The organism is Halopelagius fulvigenes, assembly GCF_055398025.1.
In genome coordinates, this window is sequence record NZ_AP043846.1 from 2600521 (window position 1) to 2625222 (window position 24702).

General features: G+C 67.1%; 27 protein-coding genes. 8 read left to right on the top strand and 19 right to left on the bottom strand.

Annotated features, from left to right (window positions below):
* Positions 1 to 55: 55 nt before the first annotated feature.
* The gene (locus ACZ522_RS18285) at positions 56 to 325 is read right to left on the bottom strand and encodes a UPF0058 family protein (protein WP_379696276.1); all 270 of its coding nucleotides are present in this window, start codon (positions 323 to 325) and stop codon (positions 56 to 58) included.
* A gap of 162 nt (positions 326 to 487) precedes the next feature.
* Positions 488 to 646: a DUF7563 family protein gene (locus ACZ522_RS18290; RefSeq protein WP_175454408.1), complete on the bottom strand. Its 159-nt coding sequence runs from the start codon at positions 644 to 646 to the stop codon at positions 488 to 490.
* 224 nt (positions 647 to 870) lie between these two features.
* Between ACZ522_RS18290 and ACZ522_RS18295 the strand changes: the two genes are divergently transcribed.
* Entirely contained in the window at positions 871 to 3216 is a 2346-nt protein-coding gene (locus ACZ522_RS18295) for a sensor histidine kinase (protein ID WP_379696272.1), read from the top strand.
* A gap of 163 nt (positions 3217 to 3379) precedes the next feature.
* Positions 3380 to 5167 carry a bacterio-opsin activator domain-containing protein gene (locus ACZ522_RS18300; protein ID WP_379696269.1) on the top strand — a complete coding sequence of 596 codons (1788 nt, stop codon included), beginning with the start codon at positions 3380 to 3382 and terminating at the stop codon, positions 5165 to 5167.
* Between the two features lie 6 nt (positions 5168 to 5173).
* Here the strand turns inward: ACZ522_RS18300 and ACZ522_RS18305 are convergent, their stop codons facing one another.
* The 11 genes from ACZ522_RS18305 to ACZ522_RS18355 all read right to left on the bottom strand — a co-directional run bounded on the left by ACZ522_RS18305 (position 5174) and on the right by ACZ522_RS18355 (position 15955).
* Positions 5174 to 5581 carry a response regulator transcription factor gene (locus tag ACZ522_RS18305; RefSeq protein ID WP_379696266.1) on the bottom strand — a complete coding sequence of 136 codons (408 nt, stop codon included), beginning with the start codon at positions 5579 to 5581 and terminating at the stop codon, positions 5174 to 5176.
* A 134-nt stretch (positions 5582 to 5715) separates the two neighbouring features.
* Positions 5716 to 5916 (bottom strand): DUF7835 family putative zinc beta-ribbon protein, encoded by a 201-nt coding sequence (locus ACZ522_RS18310; RefSeq protein WP_379696263.1) that lies wholly within the window; start codon positions 5914 to 5916, stop codon positions 5716 to 5718.
* A 97-nt stretch (positions 5917 to 6013) separates the two neighbouring features.
* Positions 6014 to 6418 carry a helix-turn-helix domain-containing protein gene (locus ACZ522_RS18315; protein WP_379696260.1) on the bottom strand — a complete coding sequence of 135 codons (405 nt, stop codon included), beginning with the start codon at positions 6416 to 6418 and terminating at the stop codon, positions 6014 to 6016.
* A 120-nt stretch (positions 6419 to 6538) separates the two neighbouring features.
* Positions 6539 to 7345, bottom strand: a complete 807-nt coding sequence (locus ACZ522_RS18320; protein WP_379696257.1) for an N-acyl homoserine lactonase family protein — start codon at positions 7343 to 7345, stop codon at positions 6539 to 6541.
* 43 nt (positions 7346 to 7388) lie between these two features.
* On the bottom strand, positions 7389 to 8204 hold the full coding sequence (locus ACZ522_RS18325; protein ID WP_379696255.1) for an SDR family NAD(P)-dependent oxidoreductase: 816 nt from the start codon (positions 8202 to 8204) through the stop codon (positions 7389 to 7391).
* 129 nt (positions 8205 to 8333) lie between these two features.
* Positions 8334 to 9482, bottom strand: a complete 1149-nt coding sequence (locus tag ACZ522_RS18330; RefSeq protein ID WP_379696252.1) for an acyl-CoA dehydrogenase family protein — start codon at positions 9480 to 9482, stop codon at positions 8334 to 8336.
* Positions 9483 to 9604: 122 nt separating this feature from the next.
* Positions 9605 to 11266, bottom strand: coding sequence for a long-chain fatty acid--CoA ligase (locus ACZ522_RS18335; protein ID WP_379696250.1), 1662 nt, complete (start codon positions 11264 to 11266; stop codon positions 9605 to 9607).
* A gap of 69 nt (positions 11267 to 11335) precedes the next feature.
* On the bottom strand, positions 11336 to 13105 hold the full coding sequence (gene menE, locus ACZ522_RS18340) for an o-succinylbenzoate--CoA ligase (protein WP_379696248.1): 1770 nt from the start codon (positions 13103 to 13105) through the stop codon (positions 11336 to 11338).
* A gap of 168 nt (positions 13106 to 13273) precedes the next feature.
* Positions 13274 to 13657 (bottom strand): methylmalonyl-CoA epimerase, encoded by a 384-nt coding sequence (mce, locus tag ACZ522_RS18345; RefSeq protein ID WP_379696245.1) that lies wholly within the window; start codon positions 13655 to 13657, stop codon positions 13274 to 13276.
* Positions 13658 to 13750: 93 nt separating this feature from the next.
* Positions 13751 to 14062: a hypothetical protein gene (locus tag ACZ522_RS18350; protein ID WP_379696242.1), complete on the bottom strand. Its 312-nt coding sequence runs from the start codon at positions 14060 to 14062 to the stop codon at positions 13751 to 13753.
* A gap of 213 nt (positions 14063 to 14275) precedes the next feature.
* A complete protein-coding gene (locus tag ACZ522_RS18355; RefSeq protein WP_379696239.1) occupies positions 14276 to 15955 on the bottom strand; it encodes an acyl-CoA mutase large subunit family protein in 1680 nt (559 codons plus the stop codon).
* Positions 15956 to 16145: 190 nt separating this feature from the next.
* On the opposite strand from ACZ522_RS18355, the gene ACZ522_RS18360 reads away from it, so the two are divergent.
* The 3 genes from ACZ522_RS18360 (at position 16146) to ACZ522_RS18370 (ending at position 18071) form a co-directional block, all read left to right on the top strand.
* Entirely contained in the window at positions 16146 to 16826 is a 681-nt protein-coding gene (locus tag ACZ522_RS18360; protein ID WP_379696237.1) for a class I SAM-dependent methyltransferase, read from the top strand.
* Between the two features lie 108 nt (positions 16827 to 16934).
* Entirely contained in the window at positions 16935 to 17348 is a 414-nt protein-coding gene (locus tag ACZ522_RS18365) for a nascent polypeptide-associated complex protein (protein ID WP_379696234.1), read from the top strand.
* Positions 17349 to 18071 carry a tRNA (adenine-N1)-methyltransferase gene (locus tag ACZ522_RS18370; protein WP_379696232.1) on the top strand — a complete coding sequence of 241 codons (723 nt, stop codon included), beginning with the start codon at positions 17349 to 17351 and terminating at the stop codon, positions 18069 to 18071. It begins immediately after the preceding gene.
* A 2-nt stretch (positions 18072 to 18073) separates the two neighbouring features.
* On the opposite strand, the gene ACZ522_RS18375 is transcribed toward ACZ522_RS18370, so the two are convergent.
* The 3 genes from ACZ522_RS18375 to ACZ522_RS18385 form a co-directional block, all read right to left on the bottom strand.
* Positions 18074 to 18694 (bottom strand): DUF6517 family protein, encoded by a 621-nt coding sequence (locus ACZ522_RS18375; RefSeq protein ID WP_379696229.1) that lies wholly within the window; start codon positions 18692 to 18694, stop codon positions 18074 to 18076.
* Positions 18695 to 18751: 57 nt separating this feature from the next.
* On the bottom strand, positions 18752 to 19075 hold the full coding sequence (locus ACZ522_RS18380) for a transcription factor S (RefSeq protein WP_379696226.1): 324 nt from the start codon (positions 19073 to 19075) through the stop codon (positions 18752 to 18754).
* Positions 19076 to 19152: 77 nt separating this feature from the next.
* Entirely contained in the window at positions 19153 to 19410 is a 258-nt protein-coding gene (locus ACZ522_RS18385; RefSeq protein ID WP_379696223.1) for a DUF5789 family protein, read from the bottom strand.
* Between the two features lie 189 nt (positions 19411 to 19599).
* Here ACZ522_RS18385 and ACZ522_RS18390 point away from each other — a divergent pair, with 189 nt between their 5' ends.
* Positions 19600 to 21084 (top strand): methyl-accepting chemotaxis protein, encoded by a 1485-nt coding sequence (locus ACZ522_RS18390; protein ID WP_379696220.1) that lies wholly within the window; start codon positions 19600 to 19602, stop codon positions 21082 to 21084.
* Here ACZ522_RS18390 and ACZ522_RS18395 read toward each other — a convergent pair whose 3' ends face one another.
* Positions 21085 to 21858, bottom strand: a complete 774-nt coding sequence (locus tag ACZ522_RS18395) for an enoyl-CoA hydratase/isomerase family protein (protein WP_379696217.1) — start codon at positions 21856 to 21858, stop codon at positions 21085 to 21087.
* 169 nt (positions 21859 to 22027) lie between these two features.
* Between ACZ522_RS18395 and ACZ522_RS18400 the strand changes: the two genes are divergently transcribed.
* Positions 22028 to 22534 carry a DUF5797 family protein gene (locus tag ACZ522_RS18400; protein ID WP_379696214.1) on the top strand — a complete coding sequence of 169 codons (507 nt, stop codon included), beginning with the start codon at positions 22028 to 22030 and terminating at the stop codon, positions 22532 to 22534.
* On the opposite strand, the gene ACZ522_RS18405 is transcribed toward ACZ522_RS18400, so the two are convergent.
* Positions 22531 to 23574 (bottom strand): DUF5787 family protein, encoded by a 1044-nt coding sequence (locus tag ACZ522_RS18405; protein WP_379696212.1) that lies wholly within the window; start codon positions 23572 to 23574, stop codon positions 22531 to 22533. The two genes, ACZ522_RS18400 and ACZ522_RS18405, sit on opposite strands and share 4 nt — an antisense overlap.
* 145 nt (positions 23575 to 23719) lie before the next feature.
* Complete coding sequence (locus tag ACZ522_RS18410) at positions 23720 to 24178, bottom strand: bis(5'-nucleosyl)-tetraphosphatase (protein WP_379696210.1); 459 nt, start codon at positions 24176 to 24178, stop codon at positions 23720 to 23722.
* Positions 24179 to 24354: 176 nt separating this feature from the next.
* Between ACZ522_RS18410 and ACZ522_RS18415 the strand changes: the two genes are divergently transcribed.
* A complete protein-coding gene (locus ACZ522_RS18415; RefSeq protein ID WP_379696209.1) occupies positions 24355 to 24687 on the top strand; it encodes a 30S ribosomal protein S10 in 333 nt (110 codons plus the stop codon).
* Positions 24688 to 24702: the final 15 nt, after the last annotated feature.

The window sequence follows — 24702 nt, forward strand, 5'->3', positions numbered from 1 at the left end:
GGTCCCTCGACCGGCGGCGTCGCCACTACTCGGTCGAGTCAGCGGAGAAGAGGCGTTACCAGGAGGGAACGGGACGCTCGTCGGCGGACGACTCGGAGCCGGGAGTCGCCTCGTCGGTGGAACGCTCCGCGGCGAGGGAGAGAACCTCCGCCAGTAGCAGAACCGCCTCCTCGTGGTCGTCGCGCGACGCCCGCAGGGCCACCGGCGACACGTCGAGTCGCTCGTACTCGTCGAAGTCGTCGCGCGTGACGATGCCGCGGTCCGCGAAGTCCGTCGATATCTCCCTGAGCAGGGCGTGATAGTGGACCAGTTCGTTCTTCTTCATCGGATGTACACGTACGTGCTCAAGCAAGGTAAGCGGCCCGCTTCGTGCAATCAGACGCGAAATTGGGAGCGCAGAGAGGGTTACAATATGGCGGACGTTGTGCGGAACGAAAGGAGAAGAGAGGGTCGGCGCGGCGGGGGAACCCGCGCCGGTCGGCGTCCGTTACGTGACCCGCTTGGACCGCGCCTCGCGGACGTCCGACCCGTCGCGCATCATGTCCTCGCAGTGGGGACAGACGCGCGGGTCGTCGTTGTCCTGCGGCGCGAACACTCTGACGTAGTTCTGCGTCACGAACGACCCGCAGTTCTGACACTCAGGCATCGTGGGTCACCTCCCGAGACGTCGTACTCGTCGCTCGTGCGACCAATGCGTCGTCGGGGGTCGGTCTGACGAACATGCTCGTGCCTATCGACGGCGGAATATCGCGTAAGTAGGGTGCCTATGGTGTTAGGGTTCTCGCCGGGCGCGGGGAAAGCGGTAAATGCCTCTGCCCTCGTCTTTCGATCGAACGACGGTGCGCGCGAACGCCGCCGACCCGACGAACCATGGAAGACACCCGAAACGGACAGGAGAGCCGACTCGGTACCGACGTCCGTGAACACCTCGACCGCGTCTCGGACGCCGTCTTCGCCCTCGACTCGGAGTTCCGGTTCACCTACCTGAACGAGAAGGCCCAGCAGTTGCTCGAACGCGACGAGTCCGACCTCCTCGGGTCGGTCCTCTGGGACGAGTTCCCCGAAGCGACGGGGACGGAGTTCCAGCGGAAGTACGAACGCGCGCTTCGAGAGATGGAGGACGTGACGTTCACCGAGTACTACGACCCCTTGGAGACGTGGTTCGAGGTGAACGCGTTCCCCACCGAGACGGGACTCACCGTCTACTTCCGCGACGTGACGGCGCAACAGGAACGGGAGCGACGGATAGAGGTTCAGCGCGACCGACTCGACCTGTTGGAGACGTTCACCCACGTCGTCGCGGACGTCAGCAACGCGACGGAGGAGGCGGTGTCTCGGACCCACATCGAGCAGATGGTGTGTAGCCGCCTCGTGGAGACGACGTCGCTGCGGTTCGCGTGGGCCGGTCGCTTCGAGGGGCCGGGGGAGGAACTCGTCCCCTCGGCGTGGGCCGGACACGAGGACGGCTACCTCGACGAGGTGACCATCACCGCCGACGACTCCGAGACGGGACGGGGACCGGCGGGGCGCGCGGCGGCCACCGGCGAGGTGCAGGTGACGCACGCCATCGAGACGGCCCCGGAGTTCGAACCGTGGCGCGAGGCCGCCCTCGAACGCGGGTATCGCTCCTGCGCCTGCTTACCGCTCCGGTACGACGGCCGGACGTACGGCATCCTCGGCCTGTACGCCGGGCGGGAGAACGCGTTCGCCGAACCGCACGACGAGGCCGGACCGCTGGACAGGCTGGCCGACACCGTGGCGCACGCCGTCCACACGGTGGAACAGAGAGAGCGCGAACGCGAGTTGCGCCGCCGGCGCGAGGAGTTCTCCGCGCTGGTGGAAGACGTCGAGGAGTACGCCATCTTCCGTCTGGACGCCGAGGGCCACGTCGCCAGTTGGAACCGCGGCGCCGAGGAGATAAAGGGCTACGAGGAACGCGAGATACTCGGCAGGCACTTCTCGACGTTCTACCCCGAGGAGGACAGGGCGGACGGACTTCCGACGGAACTCCTCGAACGCGCCGCCGAGGAGGGGCAGGCCAAACACGAGGGGTGGCGCGTCCGGAAGGACGGGTCGCGGTTCTGGGCGTCCGTCGCCATCACGGCGCTGACCGACGAGGAGGGCAACCTCCGCGGGTACATCAAGGTCGTCCGCGACATGACCGAACGGAAGCGCCGCGAACGCCGCTTGGAGGCGGTGTTCAACAAGACGTTCCAGTTCATGGGTCTGCTGGAACCGGACGGGACCGTCGTCAAGGTGAACGACGCGGCGGTGCAGTTCGCCGCGACGGAACGCGACGACCTCATCGGCAACCCGTTCTGGGAGGTTCCGTGGTGGGGGGGCGACGACGAGGTGGCCGGACTGCGCGACGCCATCCGGTGGGCCGCCGCCGGCGAGTTCGTCCGGTTCGAGACGAACGCGGACGCGCCGGACCGCGACACCGAGGTGACCGTGGACGTCTCCATCACGCCCGTGACCGACGAGACGGGCGAGGTGGTGCTTCTCGTCCTCGAAGGGCGCGACATCACGGAGCGAAAGCGGCGGGAACACGAACTGCGGCGCGAACGCGAGCGCATGGAGTTCATGAACCGCGTCCTCCGGCACAACCTCCTCAACGGGCTGAACGTCGTGAGCGCTCGGGCCGACATCCTCGGCGACTTCGTCCCCGAAGACGGTAAGACCCACCTCGAAACGCTCCGCGACCGGGTCGCGGAGATGGCCGGCCTCGTGGAGACGATGCGGTCGTTCACGCGGGCGGTCGGGCAGGAGTCGCACAACCTCGAACCCGTCGAACTCGGTTCGACGCTCGCACGCGAACTGGAGGCGATAGACGACGAGTACGACCGCGCCACCGTCGCCACCGACGGTCCCCTCCCCGAGGTGGAGGTGATGGCCGACGAACTCCTCTCGACGGTGTTCGAACACCTCCTGACGAACGCCGTCCAGCACAACGACAAGGACGAACCGCGGGTGACGGTGTCGGTCGACCCCGGCGAGGAGTGCGTCGAGGTTCGCGTCGCCGACAACGGCCCGGGAGTTTCGGACGAGGCCAAGGAGCGAATCGTCGACAAGAGCGTCGAACAACTCTCGACGCCCGGCAGCGGGTTCGGTCTCTTCCTCGTGAAGGAACTCGTAGACTGCTACGGCGGCACCATCACCGTCGGCGACAACGACCCCGAAGGCGCGGTGTTCACGGTGTCGCTCCAGATCGCCTGACCGCCACGAACCGCCGTCGAGGGGCTCTGCGCGGCATCTCGCTCGACCACCGAGTCTGCGACGGACGGTTACGTTCACTCACGAGAGACAGACAGTCGGTCGATAAACTCTGTTCGATTTATGGCCAGATATTTACTCGTAGGGGGAGTGGCTACGGTATCCGATGTCCACCAAGCGTTCGCCGAGTCCGGAGAGCGAAGACCAATCGGCGACGCCGGTCGTTCTCGTCGTCGACGACGACGAGGACTTGGCGGACACCTGCGAGTACTGGCTGCGCGACGACTACGACGTTCGCGTCGCGTACGGCGGCCGGGAGGCCCTCGACGCGGTAGACGAAACCGTGGACGTCGTCCTCCTCGACAGGCGCATGCCGACCGTCTCCGGCGACGACGTCCTCCAATCCCTCGAAGAGCGCGAGTTAGACTGCCGTATCGCGATGATGACGGCCGTCGAACCCGACACCGACATCGTCGACATGCGGTTCGACGACTACCTCGTCAAGCCCGTCACCAAGACGGACGTCCGAGAGACGGTCGAGGAACTCCTCGTCCGGTCAAACTTCGAAGACGAGGTACAGCGGTTCTTCGCGTTGGAGTCCACCGAGACGGTGCTCGAAAGCCGGGACACCGACGAGCTCAGGGACCCGGAGACGCTCGAATCGCTCCGCGCGAACGTCGAATCGCTCCGGAGCGAACGCGCCGACGAGATAGAGCTGCGTCAGCGTCAACTCGACCACCTCCACCACGTCAACGACCTGTTGCGCGAGGTGGACCGAGCGATAGTGGACGCGACGACGCGCGAGGAGATAGAGGAGGCGGTCTGTCTCTCCGTGGCGGACGAGGGGTCCTATCGGGGCGCGTGGATCGCCCGCTACAACCGGGCGATGGACGGCGTGAGTCCCCGCGCCGCCGCGGGCGTGGACGCCGCGCGACTGAGCGACCGCGTCGAGACGGTGCGCCCCCTCGTCCGGGACGTCGTCGAGTCGAAGACGGTCAGGGTCGTCGAGCGAATCACCGACGAACACCGCGAAGCGGCGTTCCCGTCCGAGAGCACCCTCGAGGACCCCGTCTCCGTCATCGTCGTCCCCGTCCTCTACCGGGAGACGACGTACGGCGCACTCTTCGTCTACGCCGACGGTCCCTCGGAGTTCTTCGAGGAACACGTCGAGGTGTTCGAACAGCTCGGGCGGAGCATCGGCAACGGCATCAACGCCGCCGAGTCAAAGCGACTCCTCTACGGCGACACGGCGGTCGAACTGGAGTTCGAACACGCGGACGACGGCGACCTGTTCGTCGAACTGACGCGGCAACTCGGGGGGACGCTCACCCTGAAGGGGTTCGCCCCGGAGTCGAACGACAGCGTCGCCTGCTACGTCACCGCCGAGGGCGTCGAGAGCGAGTCGCTGTTGGAGGAGGCGACGAAGCACCCGGCGGTCGAACGCGCGCGCATCGTCACCCAGAACGGTTCCGAGACGCTGTTCGAGTGGGAGATAACCGATTCGGCGGTGCTCGTGACGTTCGTCGGGTTCGGAGCGGACGTGAACACGCTCTCGGTCACCGACGGCCAGGGAACCGTCGTCGCCACCGTCGCGCCCGACGCCGACCTCAGAGCGCTCATCGACTCCGTTCAGCAGTCGTTCCCCGAGATAAGCGTCGTCGCCAAGCGGGAGGTGGAGCGGTCGGTCCAATCGACGGACGCGTTCCGCCACGAACTGGAGAACAAACTCACCGACCGCCAGCGCGACGTGTTGGAGACGGCGTTCGTCTCCGGCTACTTCGAGTGGCCGCGGGGGAGCACCGCCGAGGAGGTGGCCACGTCGCTCAACATCTCCGCGCCGACGTTCCACGAGCACCTGCGCTCGGGGGAGCGAAAACTGATAGAGACGTTCTTCGACCAGACGGGTCTCGACGCGGGCGACGACGCCGCGCGGAGTCAGACGGAGAGCGACTGACCGCACTCACTCCGCGGAGGGCGGCGGCGATTCCTCGGCGAGTCGTTCGACCGCCGCCAGAACTTCGTCTTTCCGCACCGGTTTGGTGAGGTACTCGTCGAACGGGGGCGCGTCGTCGCCCTCGCGGAGACGGTGGGGGTCCGTCGCCGTGAGTAACGCGACTCGCGCGTCTCCCGGTCGGTCGCGGAGTCGTTCGAACACCTCCTCTCCCGAGAGGCCGGGCATCCGACGGTCAAGGACGACGGCGTCTACCGTCGAGTCGTACGCTTCGACGGCTTCGCGACCCGAGTACGCGGTTCGGACCGCGTACTCGTCGGACAACCAGACGGCGAGACTGTCGGTGAAGGCAGCCTCGTCGTCCGCGACGAGAACAGTTCGTTCGTCGGTCGGTGCGCGTTCGGGGGAATCGTTCATCCGTGCGGAGAGTCCGTCGGGGGGACGACGGTCATCGAGTCGGGGGGTCGCGTGCGGGGGGGTCTCAATCGCGTGGGGGATCGAATCGGGGGAATCGGTTCGACCTGACGGCCCGGAAACGCCGGTTCGAGCGATCAGGCGTCGTTCATCCGCTGTAGGGTCTCTTCGCCGCAGTGGACGCACTTCGTCGCCCGGTAAGGTTCCCGTGAGAACTCTCGATTGACCTGCTTGGAACTCTCGGTCTTGAGAGTTATCGAGACTTCGTGGGGAGTGTGGGCGTCACACCGGTCGCAGTACTCGGTCAGTTCGGTGAGGCCCGATTTGCTTTTGGACATGATTGATACCTCACCTACAGTATACAAGCCTTCGGTGGATAGATGGACAGCCTAAGCCGTTAGGGAACCAGTAGAGACGCCTGAAAGACGCGAAAACTCACTCCGCAGGGGGCGTCTCGGCGTTCTCCGCCTCGTCGTACTTCTCGCGGAACTCGTGGATGAGTTGCCCTATCTTCGCGTACCAGTCGTTCAGCGTCCGTTGCATGTCGTCCGCCACCTCGTCGGCGTCGGCCGGTCGGTAGACGTGGTAGTACCCCCCCTGTTCGTAGTTCACCTGCTCCTTCTGGATGTACCCCGACTGGAGGAGCCGCTGGACGGCGCGGTACGCCGTCGAACGCTCGCGGTCCACCGCCTCCGCCACGTCGTCGACGGTCATGGGGGCGTCGCTCTCGACGAGAACCTCGAAGACGTCCCTGTCGAGGGGTTTGAGTCCGTGAACGCACTCGAGCAGTCCTTCGCACTCCATGTCGGCCTGCAGGTACTCCGCCATCGAATCGGGCATCCTTGACGGGCGTTGGCGGCGCTGGCTCAAAATGATTTGCGTGTTTCGTGCAACACTACGCCGGGATTCGGAGAGAGAAAATTCGGGCGCATCGCCCGAGTTGATCGTTCTCTCGCCGGCTCAGGACAGGTTCCAGCCGTCACCGAACGATTCGAAGCGGTGCTTGTCGTGGCCGAACAGCACGTCCGCGTCGGTGCGGCGTGCTATCTCTTTGAGCGTTCGGAGGCTCTCGAACCAGTCGCGTTCGGACCAAAGCAGGCCGGGGCCGAGGGGAATCTCCCCGGCGTAGTTCTCGTCCACGTAACACTCGTCGCCCGCGACGAGGACCGTCTCCTCCGGCAGGTCGATTCGCGCGCCCATCACGCCGGGGGTGTGCCCCGGCAGGTGGAGCAACTCGAAGTCCGCCGCGAGAGTGCGGCGGTGTCGGTGGACGACGCGCCAGTTCAGGTCGCGGTCGAAGTCGTCGGCGAGGTAGGCGAGAGAGCCCTCGTCCGTCTTCGCGGAGTAGTAGGCGTACTTCAACTCCTCCTCGTGGACGTACACCGGCACGTCCGTCCCCTCGAACGCCGCGAGGCCGCCCGCGTGGTCGAGGTGCAGGTGGCTCATCACCACGGCGTCGACGTCGGAGAGCGAGTAGCCCGCCGCCTCCAAATCGTCCTCCAAGGGGTGCTCGTCGGCATCGACGTGTTGGAACGTCGCGTACAACGGGTCGGGCCAGTAGCCCTCCCCGGCGTCCGGGTGCGACCCCGTATCCCAGAGGAACGTCCCCTCGGGGTGGTCTATCACCGCGCTCCAGACGACGAACTCCCGCATCTCGTGGTCGGGGTTCGGGTTCGCCGCGGTGCCCATCGTGTGTCCGTCGAGGACGAACCCCGCGTCGGCGACGACCCGCCCCCTGTCGAGGAGTCTGATGCTCGCGTCGACCATGGCGGCGGTTCGGTTGCCCCGGTGATAACTGTTGTCTGGGGAGTTACAGGACGTTCTGGAGGATACCGCCGTCCACGGCGAGGGCCTGCCCGGTGACGTTGCGGTTGGTCGCGTAGTAGACGGCCAGTCTGCCCATGTCCTCCGGCGTCTGGTCGCGTCCGAGGGGGATGGCGCGTTTGATGGTGTCCTCGTACTCCTCTTGGAGGGTCGGCGTCAGCACCTGATTCCACATCGGCGTGTCCACGATGCCGGGACAGATGGCGTTGACCGTCACGTCGTCCTCGGCGAGTTCGAGGGCGAGCGACTTGGTCAGGCCGAGGACCGCGTGCTTCGAAGAACAGTAGTGCGAGAGGCCCGCCGCGCCGATTTCCCCGGCGATGGAGGCGGTGTTGATGATGGTCCCGTTCGTCTCCCTGAGGTGCGGAATCGCCGCCCGAGAGACGAGGAACGGCCCCTTCGTGTTCACCTCCATCACCGCGTCCCACTCGTCTTCCTCCATCTCCTCGGTGGGTGCAACGGTGATGATACCCGCGTTGTTACAGAGCACGTCGAGTCGGCCGAACTCCGAAATCGTCTCTTCGACCATCGACTCGACCTGTTCGGCGTCGGTCACGTCGCACTCGACGACGTGCGCGCGCGACCCCTGTTCGACCACGCGTTCGGCCACCTCCCGCGCCCTCGTCGCGCCGCCGACTTCCTTCGAACCCTGCTGGTTGTGCTCCGTGTCGAGGACGTCCACGTCCGCGATGACCACGTCGCTCCCCGCCTTGGCGAGTTCGACGGCGATGCCCTCGCCTATCTGTCCGCCCGCGCCCGTCACGACGGACACCTTGCCGTCGAGTGAGTCGTCTGCTGTCATGGTCCACTCGAGGTATGGGGGACGATAGCATAGTTCATTTCTCAGCGTCGGAGATACGTCTCGAACGCTGAGTGCGCGGACGACCGATTCGAACGAGAAAGAGGGCGGAGATGCGGCGTCAGACCGATTTCAGGTCCACTGCCGGTAGATGAGGTTGCGCTGGATCTCGTTCGCGCCCTCGTAGATGACCGGGATGCGGGCGTCGCGGAAGACGCGGGCGATGCGGCGTTCCGAGAGGATGGAACGGCCGCCGTGGAGTTGCATCCCGCGTTCGGAGCACTCCGTCGCCGTCTCGGTGGATTTGGTCTTACAGACCGCCGCCCAGAACCCGGCGTCCTCGCCGTTCTGGACTTTCTCGGCGGCGCGCCAGTTGAGTGCGCGCGCGGCCTCGAACTCCATGCGCATCTCCGCGAGGGTGTGCTGGGTCGCTTGGAAGTCGGCGATGTTGCGCCCGAACGCCTCCCTGTCGTGGACGAACTCGTACGTCTCCTCGATGGCCGCCGCGGCGAGTCCGAGTCCGTGGCCGCCGACGACGACGCGCCCGTGGTTGAAGAAGTCCGCGAGCATGTAGAAGCCGCCGCCCTCCGTGCCGATCAGGTTCTCCTCGGGCACCTCGCAGCCGTCGAAGACGATGTGACCCTGCTTGGAGGCGCGCATGCCCATCTTCTCGGGGATGTGTTCGGCCTCGTAACCCTCGGCGTCCGTCGGGACGATGAACATCGAGTAGTTGGAGTAGCGGTCCTCGCTCTCGCCCGTCTTCGCGTAGACAGTGAGCCAGTCGGCCTCAACGGCGTTTCCGACCCAGTACTTCTCGCCGTCGAGAACGTAGCCGTCGTCGGTCTTCTCGGCCTCCGTCGTCATCCCGGCCATGTCCGACCCCGTCTGCGGTTCGGAGACGGCCAACCCCGAAATCTGGTCGTTTTCGGCCACGGGGCGGAGATACTCCTCCTTCTGGTCCTCGGAGCCGTACTGCTCGACTATCTCGCAGCCGAACGACGCGAGCATCAGGGTGAGGGCGATACCGGCGTCGGCGCGGTAGAACTCCTCGTTGATGGCGAGCATCTGCTGGAGGTCGAACCCGCGTCCGCCGTACTCCTCGCCGATGTCCTGGGCGACCAAGCCGGCGTCCATCCCCGCCTCCAGGACGTCCCACGGGTACTCCGCGTTCTCGAAGTACTCCTCGGCGTTCGGCGCGATGTGTTCGTCGGCGAACTCGCGCGCCTCCTGCTTCACGTCTCGGGCGTGTTCCGGTACGATGGTGTCGTCGAGAAGGTCCATGCCCGAGAGTGGATTCCTAACGTAAAATAATCCATGGAACTGCGAAAACCGTAAAACGAGTTTACCGTTTGTTCGGCGGAAGCGACGCGGCGGCCACCTCGGGCGAGTCGCGGCGGCGGCCGTCAGTCGTTCGAGGCGGGCGCGGCGTCGTCCGGCGACTTCCCGGCGACGATCGATTCGTCGTCGTACTCCTCGCGCAGTACCTTCTTGTCGAACTTGCCGGTGGCCGTCTTCGGCACCTCCTCTATGAACATCACCTCGTCGGGCACCCACCACTTCGGGAACTCCGCTCTGACCATCTCGGTGAGTTCGGACTGCAACGCCTCGCGGTCCGCGCCGTCCTTCGGGACGACGAACGCGACGGGGCGTTCCTGCCAGCGTTCGTGCGGGACGCCGACGACGGTGGCCTCCGCCACGTCGTCGTGCGCCATGAGGGAGTTCTCCAACTCGACGCTTGAGATCCACTCGCCGCCGGACTTGATGACGTCCTTCGCGCGGTCCACTATCTGCACGTACCCCTCCTCGTCTACGGTCACCACGTCGCCCGTCTTCAGCCAGTTCCCCTCGAAGTCCTCCTCATTCGCCTCCGGGCGTTCGTAGTACTCTGTCGTCACCCACGGGCCGCGGACCCACAGTTCGCCGAAGTCCTCGCCGTTCCACTCGACTTCCTCGCCGTCGTCGCCGACGACGCGCATCTCCAGTCCGGACGCGAGGAGGCCCTGCTTCGCGCGCTTTTCGTACCGCTCTTCTCGGTCCCACGACTCCATCCCCGGTTTGAGGTGCGCGACGGTGCCGATGGGGGCCATCTCGGTCATCCCCCACGCGTGGACCACGTCCACGTCGTACTCCTCGTCGAACCGCCGGATGACCGACCGGGGGGCCGCCGCCCCGCCGATGACGATTCGGTCGAGCGAGGAGATGTCCGCGTCGTTCTCGTCAAGATAGTCCAACAGCCCCAACCACACCGTCGGGACGCCCGCGGTGAGGGTGACGCCCTCCTCCTCGATGAGGGAGGCGAGGTCCTCGGGCGACGGCGACGGCCCGGGGTAGACGTGCTTCGCGCCCGCGGCGGTGGTCGAGAAGGGCAGACCCCACGCGTTGACGTGGAACATCGGCACGACGGGCATCACCACGTCGGACGACCGGATGTCGAGTCCGGACTCCGGGAGGGTCGCCATCGTGTGCGACCAGAGCATCTGTTGGGTGTACTCGACGCCCTTCGGTTTCCCCGTCGTCCCGGAGGTGTAGCACATCCCCGCCGGTTGCTCCTCGGACAGGTCGGGCCAGTCGTACGCGGCGTCCGCCTCGGCGACGAACGACTCGTAATCCGTCACCGGCGACAGCGACGTCTCCGGCACCTCCTCGCCGACCACGACGTACCGTTCGACGGAGGCGAACACCTCCTCGTCGTACGCCCCCGCTAGCTTCTCGACCAAGGACGGGTCCACGAACAGCACCGTATCCGCCGCGTTCTCGACGATGTACTGGATGTGGTGGTCGGGCAACAGGGGGTTGATGGTGTGCAGTTGCGCACCCATCGAGGGGACGCCGAAGTACGTCTCGAAGTGCCGGTGGTGGTTCCAACAGAACGTCCCCACTCGGTCGCCGCGTTCGACGCCCGCGGCGTCGAGGGCGTTCGCCAACTGACCGACGCGGTCCTCGTACTCCGAGTACGTGTACCGCTCTACGCCGTCGTGCGTCCGCGAGACGACTTCTCGGTCGGGGAACAGTTTGCTCGCGCGCCACAGGAACGGCCGCAACGTCTGGTCGGTTGCTCCGGGCATACCTCACACCAACGGCAGCATCGTTAATTATCGTTTGTGTGGGTTGGGGAGAAGACCGTCGTCGCGGACTCACTCGGGCGACTCGCCCGTTGCGTCTCCGTCCGCGGAGTCGTCGCCGTCGCTCGATTCGGCGTCGGCTTCCGCGTCGGTGTCCGCATCCGCCTCCGCGAGTTCGTCTTCGTCCTCGCCCGCCTCCGCGGGTTCGTCGGACTCGTCGTTCGCGTCCGCATCTGATTCGTCGCCGCCAACCCCCTCGTCACCGCCCTCCGCTTTCTCGTCGTCCGCTTCACCGTCCACCGCCTCGTCTTCTGCTTCACCGTCCACCGCCTCGTCTTCTGCTTCCTCGTCCTCCCCCTCCGCGACCGCTTCGAGTCGTTCGCGGACGGCGTCGCGTTTCACCGTCCCTGAGACGGTTCGGGGCAGTTCGTCGGCGAACGCGACGATTCGGGGGAGTTTGAACCCCGCGAGTCGCTCTCGGGCGTACTCCTCCACCCCGTCGCGCGTCACCTCCTCGGACCCGGGGACGACGAGTGCGCCGACGCGTTCGCCCCACTCCGGGTCGGGGACGCCGACGACGGCGGCGTCGCGAACCTCGGGGTGCGAGCGGAGGACGTCCACCACCTCGCCGGGTTCGACGTTCTCGCCGCCGGTGATGATTCGGTCGTCCACACGGTTGAGCACGTACAGTCGGCCCTCGGCGTCGAGGTAGCCTGCGTCGCCCGTCTTCAGACCGTACTCGCAGAAGGCCTCCGCCGTCGCCTCCGAGTCGCCGTAGTACCCCGGCGTGACCGTCGGCCCCGAGACGACGAGTTCGCCCGTCTCGCCGCGTTCGACGGGGGTGCCGGACTCGCCGACGACGGTGAGGTCCGTCCAGTAGAGGGGGCGACCCACGGTGCCGACGTTCCGGAACGCCTCCTTCGGGCGCGCCGTGGCTATCTGGGAGGCGGTTTCGGTCATCCCGTACGTCGGGTAGACGGGGACGGAGTAGTTCCGACACCGCGCTATCAGTTCCGACGACGCGGGCGCGCCGCCGAGGAGGACGACCCTGAGCGACTCCGAGAGCGTTCCGCGCTTCTCCAGCATCCGGCGGAGCATCGTCGGCACCAGAGAGACGGCGGTCACCTCGTGGCGTTCGATGTCGTCGGCGGTCGGCCCGGCTCGGAACTCCGGCCTGAGGACGACGGTCATCCCGTAGAGGGGCATCCGGAGGACGGGCGCGATGCCGCCCATGTGGTGCAGCGAAAGCGCGACCAACCACCTGTCGGCCGGGTCGAACCCGAGGCGGAACGCGGAGGCGACTGCGCTCGAAAGCAGGTTCCGAATCGTCAGGGTGACTGCCTTCGGGTCGCCCGTCGTCCCCGAGGTGAAAAGCAGCAGTTGCGGGTCGTCGAGTTCCCGCGACGCGGGTTCGACGCTCTCGGGAGAGGCGTCTTCGAGGGCGGTCGCTTCGTCCGTCGCGGGCGGGTCCACGCTGACGACCGGCGCGTCCCCCGCCGCCTCGACGGCCCGCCCCTCCGTGGCCGACCCGCAGACGACGGCGGTCACGTCCGCCGTCTCCGCCTGCGACCGGAGTTCGCCCGCGGTCAGGCTGTCACCCATGGGGACCAGCGTCACCCCGAGGCGCATCGCGGCGTGGAGCAAGCGGACAGAGGCGACTCGCGTCTCCGTGACGACGCCGAGGTGGTCGCCCGACTCGACGCCGAGGGCGGCGAGGCGGCCCGCCGTCTCCTCGACCATCGAATCGAGCTCCGCGAAGGTCCACGATTCCCCCGTCGAAGCGAGTATCAGGGCCGTCGCGTTCGGCGACGCCCGAACCCGGTGAGAGAGCCAGTCGCGCATTCGTCCGCTACTCTCGCCGAGAGGTAAATATAGTACCGTCTGTCGGTCGTCGCGTAATCGACCGACTGCGACATCTCCGCCGGGGTTCCGGTCGGGGGTGTCGGTCGGAGTCCGCACCGAGACGAGGGCGAGTCGCACACCCGGACGCGGCGGTGCCGTCCGCGGCGGTCAGTGCGAGACGAACTCGACGAGGACGCCGCCGGTCGAGTTGGGGTGGAGGAACGCCACCTCGTGCCCCCACGCCCCCTGCCGCGGTTCCTCGTCTATGAGTTCGACGCCCGCCTCCCGGGCCGTGTCGAGCGCGTCCGAGACGTCGTCCGTCCGGACGGCCACGTGGTGGATTCCCGGCCCGTGCGTGTTTAGGTACTGCCCTATCGCCCCGTCCTCGTGCGGTTCGAGCAACTCGAAGTAACTCCCGCCGAGTTCCAGAAACAACACCGACATCCCGTCGAACTCCTCCTCGTGGACGACCGGGGCGTCGAACAACTCTCCGAACATCGCTGCCAAACCCGAGGCGTCGGCGGCGGCGACGCCGACGTGGTCCAGTTCCATTGGTGACCGTCACAACGGCGGCGGCACGCATAATTCTAGGCGACGAGCGAACGTCGGGGAGGAGTCCCCTCGTCCGTCGCGAGCGACGGCGGACTACTCGCCGTCCGTCCGCGCGACGGTCACCTCGACGGAGACGCCCGGCACGCTAACCGTCGTGCCGTCCGCGGAGCGACGAGAACGCCGCCGGACGGCACCGACGGCGGCGCGAACGACGGCGTACGTGACGACGGCGACGGCCGCGAGGGGGAACGAGGCGGCGGCGACGACGCCGACGACGCCGACGACGGCAGCGACGGCGGCGGCGAATCCCGCCCGCGCGGCGGGCGACGGAGACGACGGGCGGAGGGTTCGGGTGGGGACGAGCGTTCGCGGGCGATACGGCGAGTCTGAGTCGGGTCGTGACATCTGTCTCTGGTGAGGGGTCGTTCGACTACTGGACGGCGGCGACGCTACGCGTCGCGGGACGAGAACCGGCGCACGTCGAGTCCGCACCGTCGCGAAAGCGGGGAGACGGACCCGATTCGATGCGAGTGCGCGCGGTCAGAACGGAAGGAGGGTCATCGTACCCTACCGACGAGGTGTCAGAAAATCATCGTTTCGGTGGTGCGGGAGTCGGTGTCACGCGTGGCTCGGGTGGTACTCGCCGAACTCGTCGCGGAGGACGTTCGATATCTCGCCGACGGTGGCGTACGCCTTCACCGCGTCCACGATGTAGGGGACGAGGTTGTCGTCGCCGTTCGCCGCCGTCCGCAGGGCTTCCAGGGTCGCCTCCACCGCCTCGTCGTCGCGTTCGGCCCGCACCTCGTCGAGTCTGTCGAGTTGTCGGGCCTCGTCCTCCTCGTCCACCTCCTGCACGTCGGGGTCCGGGTCCTCGTCCGTGCGGAACTCGTTGACGCCGACGATGATTCGCTCGCCCTCCTCTATCTCGCGTTGCCGTTCGTAGGCGACGTCCTGTATCTGCCGTTGGACCCACTGGGACTTCACCGCCTCCAGCATGCCGCCGCGTTCGTCTATCTCCGCTAAGATATCGAACGCCTCCGCCTCCACCTCGTCGGTGAGCGACTCGACGTAGTAACTCCCCGCGAGGGGGTCGATGGTGTCCGCGACGCCCGACTCGTGGGCGAGGATCTGCTGGGTCCGAAGTGCGGTTCGGACGCTCTGTTCGGTCGGGAGCGATAGCGCCTCGTCCTTCCCGTTGGTGTGGAGGCTCTGGGTCCCGCCGAGGACGGCGGCCATCGCCTGATAGGCGACGCGGACGACGTTGTTCTCCACCTGCTGGGCCGTCAGCGTCGAACCGCCCGTCTGGCTGTGGAACTTCAGTTGCTTCGATTCGGGGTTCTCCGCGCCGAACCTCTCCTCCATTATCTTCGCCCACATGCGCCGGGCGGCGCGGAACTTCGCCACCTCCTCGAAGACGTTGTTGTGCGCGTTGAAGAAGAAGGACAGTTGCGGCGCGAACTCGTCTACGTCCTGCCCGGCGTCGAGGGCCGCCTGCACGTACTCGATGCCGTTTCCGAGCGTGAACGCAATCTCCTGTGCGGCGGTGGAACCGGCTTCGCGGATGTGGTACCCGGAGATGGAGATGGTGTTGAACTTCGGCGTCTCCGCCGCGCAGAACTCGAAGACGTCCGTGATGATGCGCATCGACTCCTCGGGCGGGTAGATGTAGAGGTTCCGCGCGACGTACTCCTTCATGATGTCGTTCTGGACGGTGCCGCGGAGTTCCTCGCGGGGGACGCCCTGTTGGTCGCCGACGGCGACGTACATCGCCAAGAGAACCGACGCGGGCGCGTTGATGGTCATCGACGTGGACACCTCGTCCAAGGGGATGCCGTCGAACAGCGTCTCCATGTCCCGCAGGGAGTCGATGGCGACGCCCGATTTCCCCACCTCGCCCGCGGCCATCTCGGCGTCGGAGTCGTACCCCATCTGCGTCGGCAGGTCGAACGCCACCGAGAGGCCCGTCTGCCCGTTGTCGATGAGGTAGTGGTACCGCTCGTTCGTCTCCTCGGCGGTGCCGAACCCGGCGTACTGCCGCATCGTCCAGAGGCGGCCCCGGTGCATCGTCGGGTAGACGCCGCGGGTGTACGGTTCCTCGCCGGGGAACCCCTCGTCCGCGAAGTAGTCGTGGTCCGCCACGTCCTCGGGCGTGTACAGTCGCTTCACCGACTGCCCCTGCGTGTCGGTGATGAACTCCTCCTCGCGTTCCCCGAATCGGCTCAGCGTCGGCGAGAGCGTCTCCTCCTCCCACTCCGCTTTCGCGTCGCGGATCCGCTCTAACTCGTCCGGGTCGAACATGGTCGAATATGTGGGTCAGTGGCCTTAACGATGTCCGACGGGGGGTGCCGACCGAGAGCCCGACCGAGGACCGCCGCACACCGGGTTTCCGGTGAGCCGAGAGACGGTTCGCCTTCCGATACAGTGCTCGTATCGAAGCTGTCTCGCACCGACCGTACGCTTACGTCCCCGCCCGTCGAACGGGCCGGCCATGAGCGACGACGCCGAGGCGATCCGAAGGCTCGTTCGGGGGTTGTCTCCGGAACACGACGAGATACACGCGGAGATGGCCGCCTACGCCGACGAACACGGCTTCCCCATCGTCGGGCTAGAGGCGGGCGGGGCGCTCAGACTCCTCGCGCGCCTCACCGACGCCGCGCACGTGTTCGAGTTCGGGTCCGGGTTCGGGTACTCCGCCTATTGGTTCTCGAAGGGCGCCGCGCCGGACGCGCAGTTCATCCTCACCGAGTACGACGCCGACGAACTCGACATGGCCCGGGAGTTCTTCGAACGCGCGGGTCTGTCCGACCGCACGGAGTTCCACGAGGGCGACGCGGTGGCGGCCGTCGAGGAGTACGACGGTCCGTTCGACGTCGTCCTCGTGGACCACGAGAAGTCGCGGTACGCCGAGGCGTTCCGGGCCGTCCGGTCGAAAGTCGCCCGCGGCGGCGTCGTCGTCGCCGACAACGTGACGCGCGGCCCCGCGGACGCGGCGGCACTCGCCCGGTACGTCGAGGGTGAATCGCTCGACGCCCCCGACGAACACACGAAGGGCGTCGCGTCCTACCTCGACGCCGTGCGGGCCGACCCGGAGTACGAGACGGTCCTGCTCCCGATAGGGAACGGACTGGCGGTCAGCGTCCGCACCGGTCGGACCGACGCCGACGCCTGATCGCGGGGCGGGCGTCCGGCGGCGTCGGACGCCGTCCATCAGCAGACCGAACCGACCCGCCGAGGAGCGTTCGCCACGCTTTTGCTACCGGACCCCGACGCTTCGGGTATGTTTGGCGGAGGCGGTATGAACCCGCGGAAGATGAAGCAGATGATGAAACAGATGGGCATCGACGTGACGGAGCTCGACGCCGAGGAGGTCGTCATCAGGACGGCCGACGAGGAGCTCGTCTTCTCCGACGCGCAGGTCACGCGGATGGACGCCCAAGGCCAAGAGACGTACCAGATAGTCGGCCAACCCGAGTCGACCGAACTCGGGTCGGGCGACGCCGGGGCGAGCGACGCCTCCGGGGCGGGCGGCGAATCCGAGGCCGACGAGTCCGCCTCCGAGGGCGACGCCGAAATCCCCGACTCCGATATCAAAATCGTCGCCCAGCGCGCGGGCGTCGGCAAGGACGAGGCGCGGGACGCGCTCGAAGCCGAGAACGGCGACCTCGCGGCCGCTATCTCGCGGCTCGAATAAGTGTACCTGCTCGTCCACGGGGACCGCGAGTACCTCCGCGGCCCGGGCGAGGAACTCCACACCGACCTCGGCGTTCTCGACGTCCCCGAGGGCGTCGAACCGGGCGATACGCTCGAGACGCATCTCGGCGAGGAGTTCCTCGTCCGCGGCCTGCGCGGCCCGGACCTGTTCAACCACCTCGAACGCACCGGCGCGCCGATGATGCCGCGCGACATCGGACTCATCGTCGGCCACACGGGCATCGCCGCGGGCGACCGCGTCCTCGACGCCGGCACCGGCACGGGCGTCCTCTCCGCGTACCTCGGCCGGATGGGCGCGGCGGTGACGACGTACGAACGCGACGCGGACTTCGCCGACGTGGCCCGCGAGAACATGGAGATGGCCGGCGTCGCCGGGACCGTCGAGGTTCGGACGGGCGACCTGACGGAGGAACTCGACGAACTCGACGGCGGGTTCGACCTCCTCACCCTCGATACGGGCGACGCGGCGGACGTCGTCCGGCGCGCCCCCGAACTGCTCGTAAGCGGCGGCTACGTCGCCGTCTACTCGCCGTTCGTCGAGCAGAGTCGCGAGACCTCTTTGGCCGCCCGCGACGTCGGCCTCTCGGCGGTGGAGACGTTCGAGACCATCCAGCGAGAGATGGACTTCGGCGAACGCGGATCGCGCCCCTCCACCGCGGGCGTCGGCCACACGGGCTATCTCACGTTCGCGCGGAACGAGTAGCGTCACTCCGTCGCGCGCACCATCTCGAACAGCTCTTCTCTGAACCTGTCGGGCTCCAGTAGCGCCGACAACTCCTCGGCGGGACCGGATTCGACGTCCCGCGGGTACGCGCCCCCGGCGACGAGGAACCCGCCGCCGCCGTCGGGCCACACCGCGACGTACGCCTCGGCGAGGAGAGCGAACTCGGAGAGAGGGACGCGCGCCCGGTAGCGCGTCAGGTCGGCCTCTTCGTCCCGAATCCGAAACGGGCGGGACTCGACGGCGCGGACGGAGTCGAACCCCCGTTCGCGGAGGACGTCCGCGAACCCGGCGTTCGCTCGCTTCGTCACGAGTCGGGTCACCGCGCGGGAGGGCGGCGCGGCGGGTTCGATGCGGAGGCGACTGGCGAAGAAGAACCGCCACGTCGCGTCGTCCGCCTCCGCGTCGGAACCTGTGGCGGCGTCCGACCCCGCCGCGCCCGCCCTCGCGGTCACCCGTTCGCGGAGGCGTTCGTCCGCGAGAAGCACCGTGCGGGCGCGGACGGCGACGACGACGGCGTCGAACGGCGTCGTCGCCTCCTCGGAGACGACGCGCCATCCCTCGGGCGACGGAACCGCCGGCGGCGGCACGTCCGACGGGCGCATGGACGCCGCTACGGGCGGCGCGGACTTAACTCGCCGGAGAAACGCGTCGCTACGGTATCAGTGGTCGTCTTCGCGCCACTTGTGACTGCACTCGACGCAGGTGAAAAAGCGCGTCTCGGACTCGTCGGCCGAGCGAATCTGCTTCATCTCGTAGCGCGCCTTGTCGTGTCCGCACTTCGGGCAGATGACCGTGGTCGTGGGGCCGATCTCGGCGTCGTCCACGTCGGACATGTCGACGACTCCGCCGTCCTCGCGGGAGGCGGTGGAGGTCATGTGCGACTCCTTGGCCTCGTCGCGGAGTTTCTCGTAGCCGCAGCTCCCGCAGACCCACTTGTCGCCGTCCGTCTTCATCATCGAACCGCATTCGTCGCAGAACTCCATTGTTACAAGAGACAGTCGCTTCTGGCACTTAAACGTCCGGAAACGACCCCGGCGGAGAGTCCCGGACGCGGGCGATGTCAGGCGTCTCCGTCCGACTGTCTCGGCTCGCCGAGGGCTTCCATCGGGAGCGAGTTCTGCAGTTCCTCGTACAGTTCGCCCGGCCCGCCGAACGAGTCGCTCTGCGTGTCGGCGATGACGTCGCCGAGGTTCACCTCCCCGTCGGCCAGTTGTAACTCGACGTCCGAGCACTGTTCGGCCGCGTCGGACCGCGATATCGGGTACGAGAGCTGTTCTAATCTCGGCTCGACTCGACTCAGTTTGACGTCTTCGGTCATACATCTCCTTTCGTCTCCCGACGCCTTATCCTTGTGCTACGTTAGCGAATTGTACAGTCAACGTATCCGGCATTGCTCCTCTTTCTCCCGGTCGGCGACGGCCGCGTCGCGGAACGAGAACGGGACAGAAGTCTCAGTTCTGATAACGGGGATGTGGGATTTATACGGCTCATTCTCGGAACGTAGAACATGGATTTCGGTTGGTTCACACGTCGATTACGAAACGGGGGCGAGGAGACGAGGGAGAAACGGACCGACGGGGGCGTCATCTCGGACGACGGCCCCGCGACGGATGCGGGCGCGTCGCCGGAGACGCCGGACCGCGCCGGAGGATTAGACCCCGACGTGGACGCGTCGAGCGAGACCGAACGACTGCGGACGGAACGCGACTACTGGCGCGGCCTCTTCGAACAAGTCGTCGAGTCGTTCCCGGAACCTGCGTTCGTCGTCAGCGCCGACGACAGGGTGGCGTATTTCAACGAGACCGCCGCCTCGTCGTACGGGATACACAGAGCGGAGATGCTCGGACTGACGACCGAGGAGGCGTTCCGAGAGTCCGGCAACGAGGAGACGTTCGCCGAGGAGACGCTTCGGACGCGCGAGGCGGCCCGAGAAGACGAGTTCCGCGAAGTCCACACGCCGAACGGCACGGAGTGGGTTCGCTCGAACGCGGTGCCGCTTTTCGACGGCGAGGGGAACGTCGTCGGCGCGTTCGAGACGACGTCCTCAATGACGGAGTTCGTGGAGCAACGCGAGGCGATAGTCGGAGCGCAGACGAGCGTCGAACAGACGCTCCGGAACGCCATCGACGGGGCGACGGACGCGAGCGAACGCGTGGACGACGCACTCGGCGAGGCGGCGTCGCTGGCCGGCGAACAGGCGGAGAACATGGACGAAGTCTCCGGGGAAGTCGGGTCGCTCTCGGCCACCGTCGAAGAGATCGCCGCCTCCGCCGAGGAGGTCAACGAACGCTCCGAGGAGGCAGAACGCCTCGCGGAGGCGAGCACCGAAGCGGGCGAAGACGCCGTTCGGGCGATGGAGGGCGTCGCGGAGAGCGGCGACCAAGCGGCCGAACAAACACGCGAACTCGCCGAACAGGTCGCCGAAATCGACGACATCGTCGAAGTCATCAACGACATCGCCGACCAGACGAACATCCTCGCCCTCAACGCCAACATCGAGGCGGCGCGGGCGGGCGAGGCCGGCGAAGGATTCGCCGTCGTCGCGAACGAGGTCAAATCGTTGGCGAACGAGGTGCAGAACGAATCCGAGCGCATCGAGGAGATAATTCAGGAGACGCGCGGCGACGCCGGCGAGACGGTCGAGAGCATCGAGTCGGTCACCGAGGAGGTTCGCTCGAACGCCGACGCCGTCCGCGAGATGGTCGAGAACCAGAACGCCATCGCCGAGGAGGTTCGCGCCACCTCGACCGGGATGAACGACATCGCCGCGGCGACGGACGACCAAGCCGTCCGGACGGAGGAAGTCGCGAGCATGGTCGACACCGCCGCCGAACGTTCGAAGTCCGTCCGCGCCGAGGTGACGGAAGCGGCGACGGCCAACGACGACCAGATGGCAGTCGTCGAGGACATCGAGGCGTCCGCGAGCGAACTCGAAGCGGCGATATCGTCCATCGACGCCGCCGACGGAACCGACGTCATCGACGCGACGTAACTACTCGAACTCCGGGTCGCGTTTCTCGACGAACGCCTCCATCCCTTCTCTCTGATCGTGCGTGCCGAACAGTCCGCTCCACGCCCGCGCCTCGTGTTCCAAGGCGGCCGACCGCGGGGCCTCGTGGCCGGCGTTTATCGCCTCCTTCGCCGCGTGGAGGGCGTGCCGCGGTTTCTCGGCGAGTTCGGCGGCCGTCTCCGCGACTCGGTCGCGCAGTTGGTCGTGGGCGACCACCTCGCCGACGAGTCCGCGTTCGTAGGCGTCGGTGGCGTCGATGCGTTCGCCGAAGAATATCATCCGGCGGGCCGTCTCGTCGCCGACGAGTGCGGGGAGTCTCTGGGTGCCGCCCCACCCGGGGATGATTCCGAGGTCGATCTCGGTCTGCCCGAGGACGGCCCGTTCGGAGGCGACGCGCAGGTCGCACGCCAACGCGAGTTCGCACCCGCCGCCGAAGGCGTACCCGTTGACCGCGGCGACGGTCGGCGCGGGGAACGACTCGACCGCCGAGGCGATGCGGTGGCCCTGTTCGGCGTACGCCTGCGCCTCGGCGGTGTCGAACCCCCGCATCCGTTCGATGTCCGCGCCGGCGACGAACGCCTCGTCGCCCGCACCGGTGATGACGAGGACGCGAGCGCTCTCTTCTCGGGCCTCCGTGACCGCCTCCTCGACCGCGTCCAACGTCTCGGGGTTCAGCGCGTTCAGCCGGTCGGGGCGGTCGATCACGAGCGTCGCCACCTCGTCGTCCCACTCCAGTCGGACGGTATCCCAAGCCATGGGGGCGCGACGCGCGGCGCGCGTGTAAGCGTTCCCCCGGCCCCGCGTTCGGTCCCCCCTCGCCCCGCCGTTCGGTCCTCTCCGCTTCAACGCTCGTTCACGCGGGGGAGACAGTCCGCCGCCGCGCGGAGAAAACAGGTCTATATCCCCCGGTGCAAATTTGGACGCAATGGCACTCTCGGACGAAGAGAAGGAACGACTCGCCGACGTCGTTCGTCTCCAGCCGACGAAGAACAAGGAGTTACAGGAACGGTGGGGGCTCGACTCCGGGAGCGACGTGCATCGCTATCTGGAGGACAACCTCAAGGAGTACTACTACCGCGACGACAACAGTCTCATCCGCGCCACCGCCGAGGCGGCGGACCTCGTGGACGTCGAACCGGGCGTCGAGACCGACGCCGACGAGGAGGAGGGGGTGCCCTCGGTCATCCGCGTCCCCGCCCTCGAATCGAAGGTGTTCGAGGTCGTCGCCGGCCCGGAGGAACGCTCCGAGAGCGTCGTGAGCGTCCTCAACAAGATACGGGACCGGTTCGACGACGACCCCGACGTCGAGGACGTCCGCCGCGCCCTCCAGAGTCTCCGCCGGAAGGGCGTCGTCGAAGTCGTCTACCGAACCGTCCCGACGTTCCGCCTCGCCGTCGAACGCGACGAGGTGGACGTGGAAGTGACCGACTAACCCGTCCGCTCGGTTTCTCTCTCGCGGACGCGTTCCCGCCTGTCGCCGAGCAGTCGCCGTATCGCCTTCCCCGGTCCGCCCTCGATGGGCCACCCCCTCGTCCGCCACGCGGGCGGTTCGGGTTCGAAGTCGGGACAGGACCCGGCGCACTCCGCGGCGGTCTGCGACCGCCCCTTGGCCGCGCAGTGGGGGACGAGGACACTGCCGAGCGAACCTCGACAGCCCACCGGACTGCGTCCGGTGACCCCGCCGAACCGCCGGAGTTCGAAGTGGCGGCAGTCCGGCCGCATCGTCTCGTGGAACGACCGCCAGCCCTTGCCGTAGGCGCGTTCGGCGAGTTTGAGGCGGGTCGTCTCCCGGTCGGCGTCGTCGTCCGCGGGCGTCACGTCGCTGGGGTGCCACTCCACGTCCGCCGTCGCCCACGCTCTCTCGTCGGGGTCGAACGACATCGTGAGGATTCCCACCTCGACGGGCACGTCTTCGAGAAGCGCGGGTTCGACGCGCCGCCCCGTCGCCGTCGTCGCCACCCACACCTCGTCGGCCAGTCCCGTCTCCACGTCGCGTTCGAGTTGGTCCGAGAGGGCGCGGGCGGCGGAGGCGTCCAGGTCCGGTTTGTTCTCGACGGCGACGATGCGGCGCACCCAGTCGGGGTAGGGCGCGATGCGCCGAATCTCGATGCGGTTGCCGCGGCGACGCTTCTCGACGACGCCGCGGCCCGCCGCGCGGTGGACGGCCGCGCGGACGTACCGCCACGGGTAGCCCGGGTGCGGGAGGGCGTCGCGGTACCACGCCCACTCCTCGGGCGCGTTGCGGACGACGTGCAGGAGGTCGGAATCGAGCGTTCGGTCGCCGAACGCCGCGCGCGCGGCGAGTCCCGCCGAGTCGCACTCGACGACGACGGTGTCCCACCGGCGGCGCTTCGTCCCGAGTTGGCGCGCGACGAGAACAGCCGAGTCTCGCTCTCCGTCCGGGGGCCACGACTCCTCGGCCCACCGACAGACGAGCAACTCGAACCCGAACTCGGCGTCTGCGGGGTACACGTCCGGTGGTCTTCGGTCGGGGGAGGAAACGGTTTCGGGTCGGCGTCGAACGGGAGCGAAAACGCCGTCGCTACGGGGACGGACCGACTCGCGCGGAGTCGGACCGCGAGGAGGGGCTACGGCTCTGCGTCGGAGGGACGACGGTTCAGGCGATGTACCGGCGGTTCTCCTCGTCGCTCTCCGCGAGGAGGTCGTCGAGGAACGAGTGCGCCTTCTCCAGGATGTCGCGCGGACCGTCCTGCGTGATGGTGTTTATCGCCTGCTCGTAGTCGCGCCACTGCAGGTCCCGGTGCTCCCGGGAGAGTTCGGCGCTCGCCTCGAAGGAGCGCGCGATGAACAGGTGCACCGTCTTGTGAATCGTCTTGCCGTTCGCCTCGAACACGTAGTCGTAGTCCTCGCGGAACCCGTCGATGAGGCGGAAGTCTTCGATTCCCGCCTCCTCTTTGATTTCGCGTATCGCTGTCTGCTGGAGCTCCTCGTTTCCTTCGACCCCGCCCTTGGGGAACTCCCAGTCCCCCGGTCGGCTCTTCAGGAGCAGGTACTCCCTTCGGCCGCGGGTGTCGCGGAAGAGGATGGCTCCAGCGCTCACCGCTTCCACTGTCATTGGTGAATGTATATATACGGGGATTTAAGAGGGTATCGGAGAGTCGTTCTTCTCTTCTTGTTGAAAGATACCGACACCTCGTCGTCTCTGTCTGTCACGCTCGCGCACGGATTCCGCGTGTAGGTGCGTTTTTACCGCTCCGTACTCTCGATGGGTGTAACGGCCACCACCCAGCCATGACCTTCGTAACCAAACTCACCTTCCAGAGCGGGAATCGATACGAACTCGAAGACGAAGTGTCGAGTCTCAAAGAACTCGTCGAGAAGAAGGGCGCCGAATGCAAAGGCCCGCACGCCCAACCGCCGGAGAACGTCCGCGTCCCGCAGTACAGGAATCTCGCGCCGGGCGACGAGTTCTCGCCGTGGGAGTACACCGTCTACTCGCGGAAACTCGAGATTCACGGCAACGACCACATCGCGCGCGAAGTCGGCCACATGGCGTTCCCCGAGAGCATCCACGTCGAGATAGAGGTCGAACAGAAGAAACCGCTCGGCCACCGACGGAAGTAGACGGAGAGCGACCGA

What these genes read in the sequence shown, in the direction of transcription:
- ACZ522_RS18285 (WP_379696276.1), bottom strand. Translation starts at nt 325, where the DNA reads ATGAAGAAGAACGAACTGGTCCACTATCACGCCCTGCTCAGGGAGATA.
- ACZ522_RS18290 (WP_175454408.1), bottom strand. Translation starts at nt 646, where the DNA reads ATGCCTGAGTGTCAGAACTGCGGGTCGTTCGTGACGCAGAACTACGTC.
- ACZ522_RS18295 (WP_379696272.1), top strand. Translation starts at nt 871, where the DNA reads ATGGAAGACACCCGAAACGGACAGGAGAGCCGACTCGGTACCGACGTC.
- ACZ522_RS18300 (WP_379696269.1), top strand. Translation starts at nt 3,380, where the DNA reads ATGTCCACCAAGCGTTCGCCGAGTCCGGAGAGCGAAGACCAATCGGCG.
- ACZ522_RS18305 (WP_379696266.1), bottom strand. Translation starts at nt 5,581, where the DNA reads ATGAACGATTCCCCCGAACGCGCACCGACCGACGAACGAACTGTTCTC.
- ACZ522_RS18310 (WP_379696263.1), bottom strand. Translation starts at nt 5,916, where the DNA reads ATGTCCAAAAGCAAATCGGGCCTCACCGAACTGACCGAGTACTGCGAC.
- ACZ522_RS18315 (WP_379696260.1), bottom strand. Translation starts at nt 6,418, where the DNA reads ATGCCCGATTCGATGGCGGAGTACCTGCAGGCCGACATGGAGTGCGAA.
- ACZ522_RS18320 (WP_379696257.1), bottom strand. Translation starts at nt 7,345, where the DNA reads ATGGTCGACGCGAGCATCAGACTCCTCGACAGGGGGCGGGTCGTCGCC.
- ACZ522_RS18325 (WP_379696255.1), bottom strand. Translation starts at nt 8,204, where the DNA reads ATGACAGCAGACGACTCACTCGACGGCAAGGTGTCCGTCGTGACGGGC.
- ACZ522_RS18330 (WP_379696252.1), bottom strand. Translation starts at nt 9,482, where the DNA reads ATGGACCTTCTCGACGACACCATCGTACCGGAACACGCCCGAGACGTG.
- ACZ522_RS18335 (WP_379696250.1), bottom strand. Translation starts at nt 11,266, where the DNA reads ATGCCCGGAGCAACCGACCAGACGTTGCGGCCGTTCCTGTGGCGCGCG.
- menE (WP_379696248.1), bottom strand. Translation starts at nt 13,105, where the DNA reads ATGCGCGACTGGCTCTCTCACCGGGTTCGGGCGTCGCCGAACGCGACG.
- mce (WP_379696245.1), bottom strand. Translation starts at nt 13,657, where the DNA reads ATGGAACTGGACCACGTCGGCGTCGCCGCCGCCGACGCCTCGGGTTTG.
- ACZ522_RS18350 (WP_379696242.1), bottom strand. Translation starts at nt 14,062, where the DNA reads ATGTCACGACCCGACTCAGACTCGCCGTATCGCCCGCGAACGCTCGTC.
- ACZ522_RS18355 (WP_379696239.1), bottom strand. Translation starts at nt 15,955, where the DNA reads ATGTTCGACCCGGACGAGTTAGAGCGGATCCGCGACGCGAAAGCGGAG.
- ACZ522_RS18360 (WP_379696237.1), top strand. Translation starts at nt 16,146, where the DNA reads ATGAGCGACGACGCCGAGGCGATCCGAAGGCTCGTTCGGGGGTTGTCT.
- ACZ522_RS18365 (WP_379696234.1), top strand. Translation starts at nt 16,935, where the DNA reads ATGTTTGGCGGAGGCGGTATGAACCCGCGGAAGATGAAGCAGATGATG.
- ACZ522_RS18375 (WP_379696229.1), bottom strand. Translation starts at nt 18,694, where the DNA reads ATGCGCCCGTCGGACGTGCCGCCGCCGGCGGTTCCGTCGCCCGAGGGA.
- ACZ522_RS18380 (WP_379696226.1), bottom strand. Translation starts at nt 19,075, where the DNA reads ATGGAGTTCTGCGACGAATGCGGTTCGATGATGAAGACGGACGGCGAC.
- ACZ522_RS18385 (WP_379696223.1), bottom strand. Translation starts at nt 19,410, where the DNA reads ATGACCGAAGACGTCAAACTGAGTCGAGTCGAGCCGAGATTAGAACAG.
- ACZ522_RS18390 (WP_379696220.1), top strand. Translation starts at nt 19,600, where the DNA reads ATGGATTTCGGTTGGTTCACACGTCGATTACGAAACGGGGGCGAGGAG.
- ACZ522_RS18395 (WP_379696217.1), bottom strand. Translation starts at nt 21,858, where the DNA reads ATGGCTTGGGATACCGTCCGACTGGAGTGGGACGACGAGGTGGCGACG.
- ACZ522_RS18400 (WP_379696214.1), top strand. Translation starts at nt 22,028, where the DNA reads ATGGCACTCTCGGACGAAGAGAAGGAACGACTCGCCGACGTCGTTCGT.
- ACZ522_RS18410 (WP_379696210.1), bottom strand. Translation starts at nt 24,178, where the DNA reads ATGACAGTGGAAGCGGTGAGCGCTGGAGCCATCCTCTTCCGCGACACC.
- ACZ522_RS18415 (WP_379696209.1), top strand. Translation starts at nt 24,355, where the DNA reads ATGACCTTCGTAACCAAACTCACCTTCCAGAGCGGGAATCGATACGAA.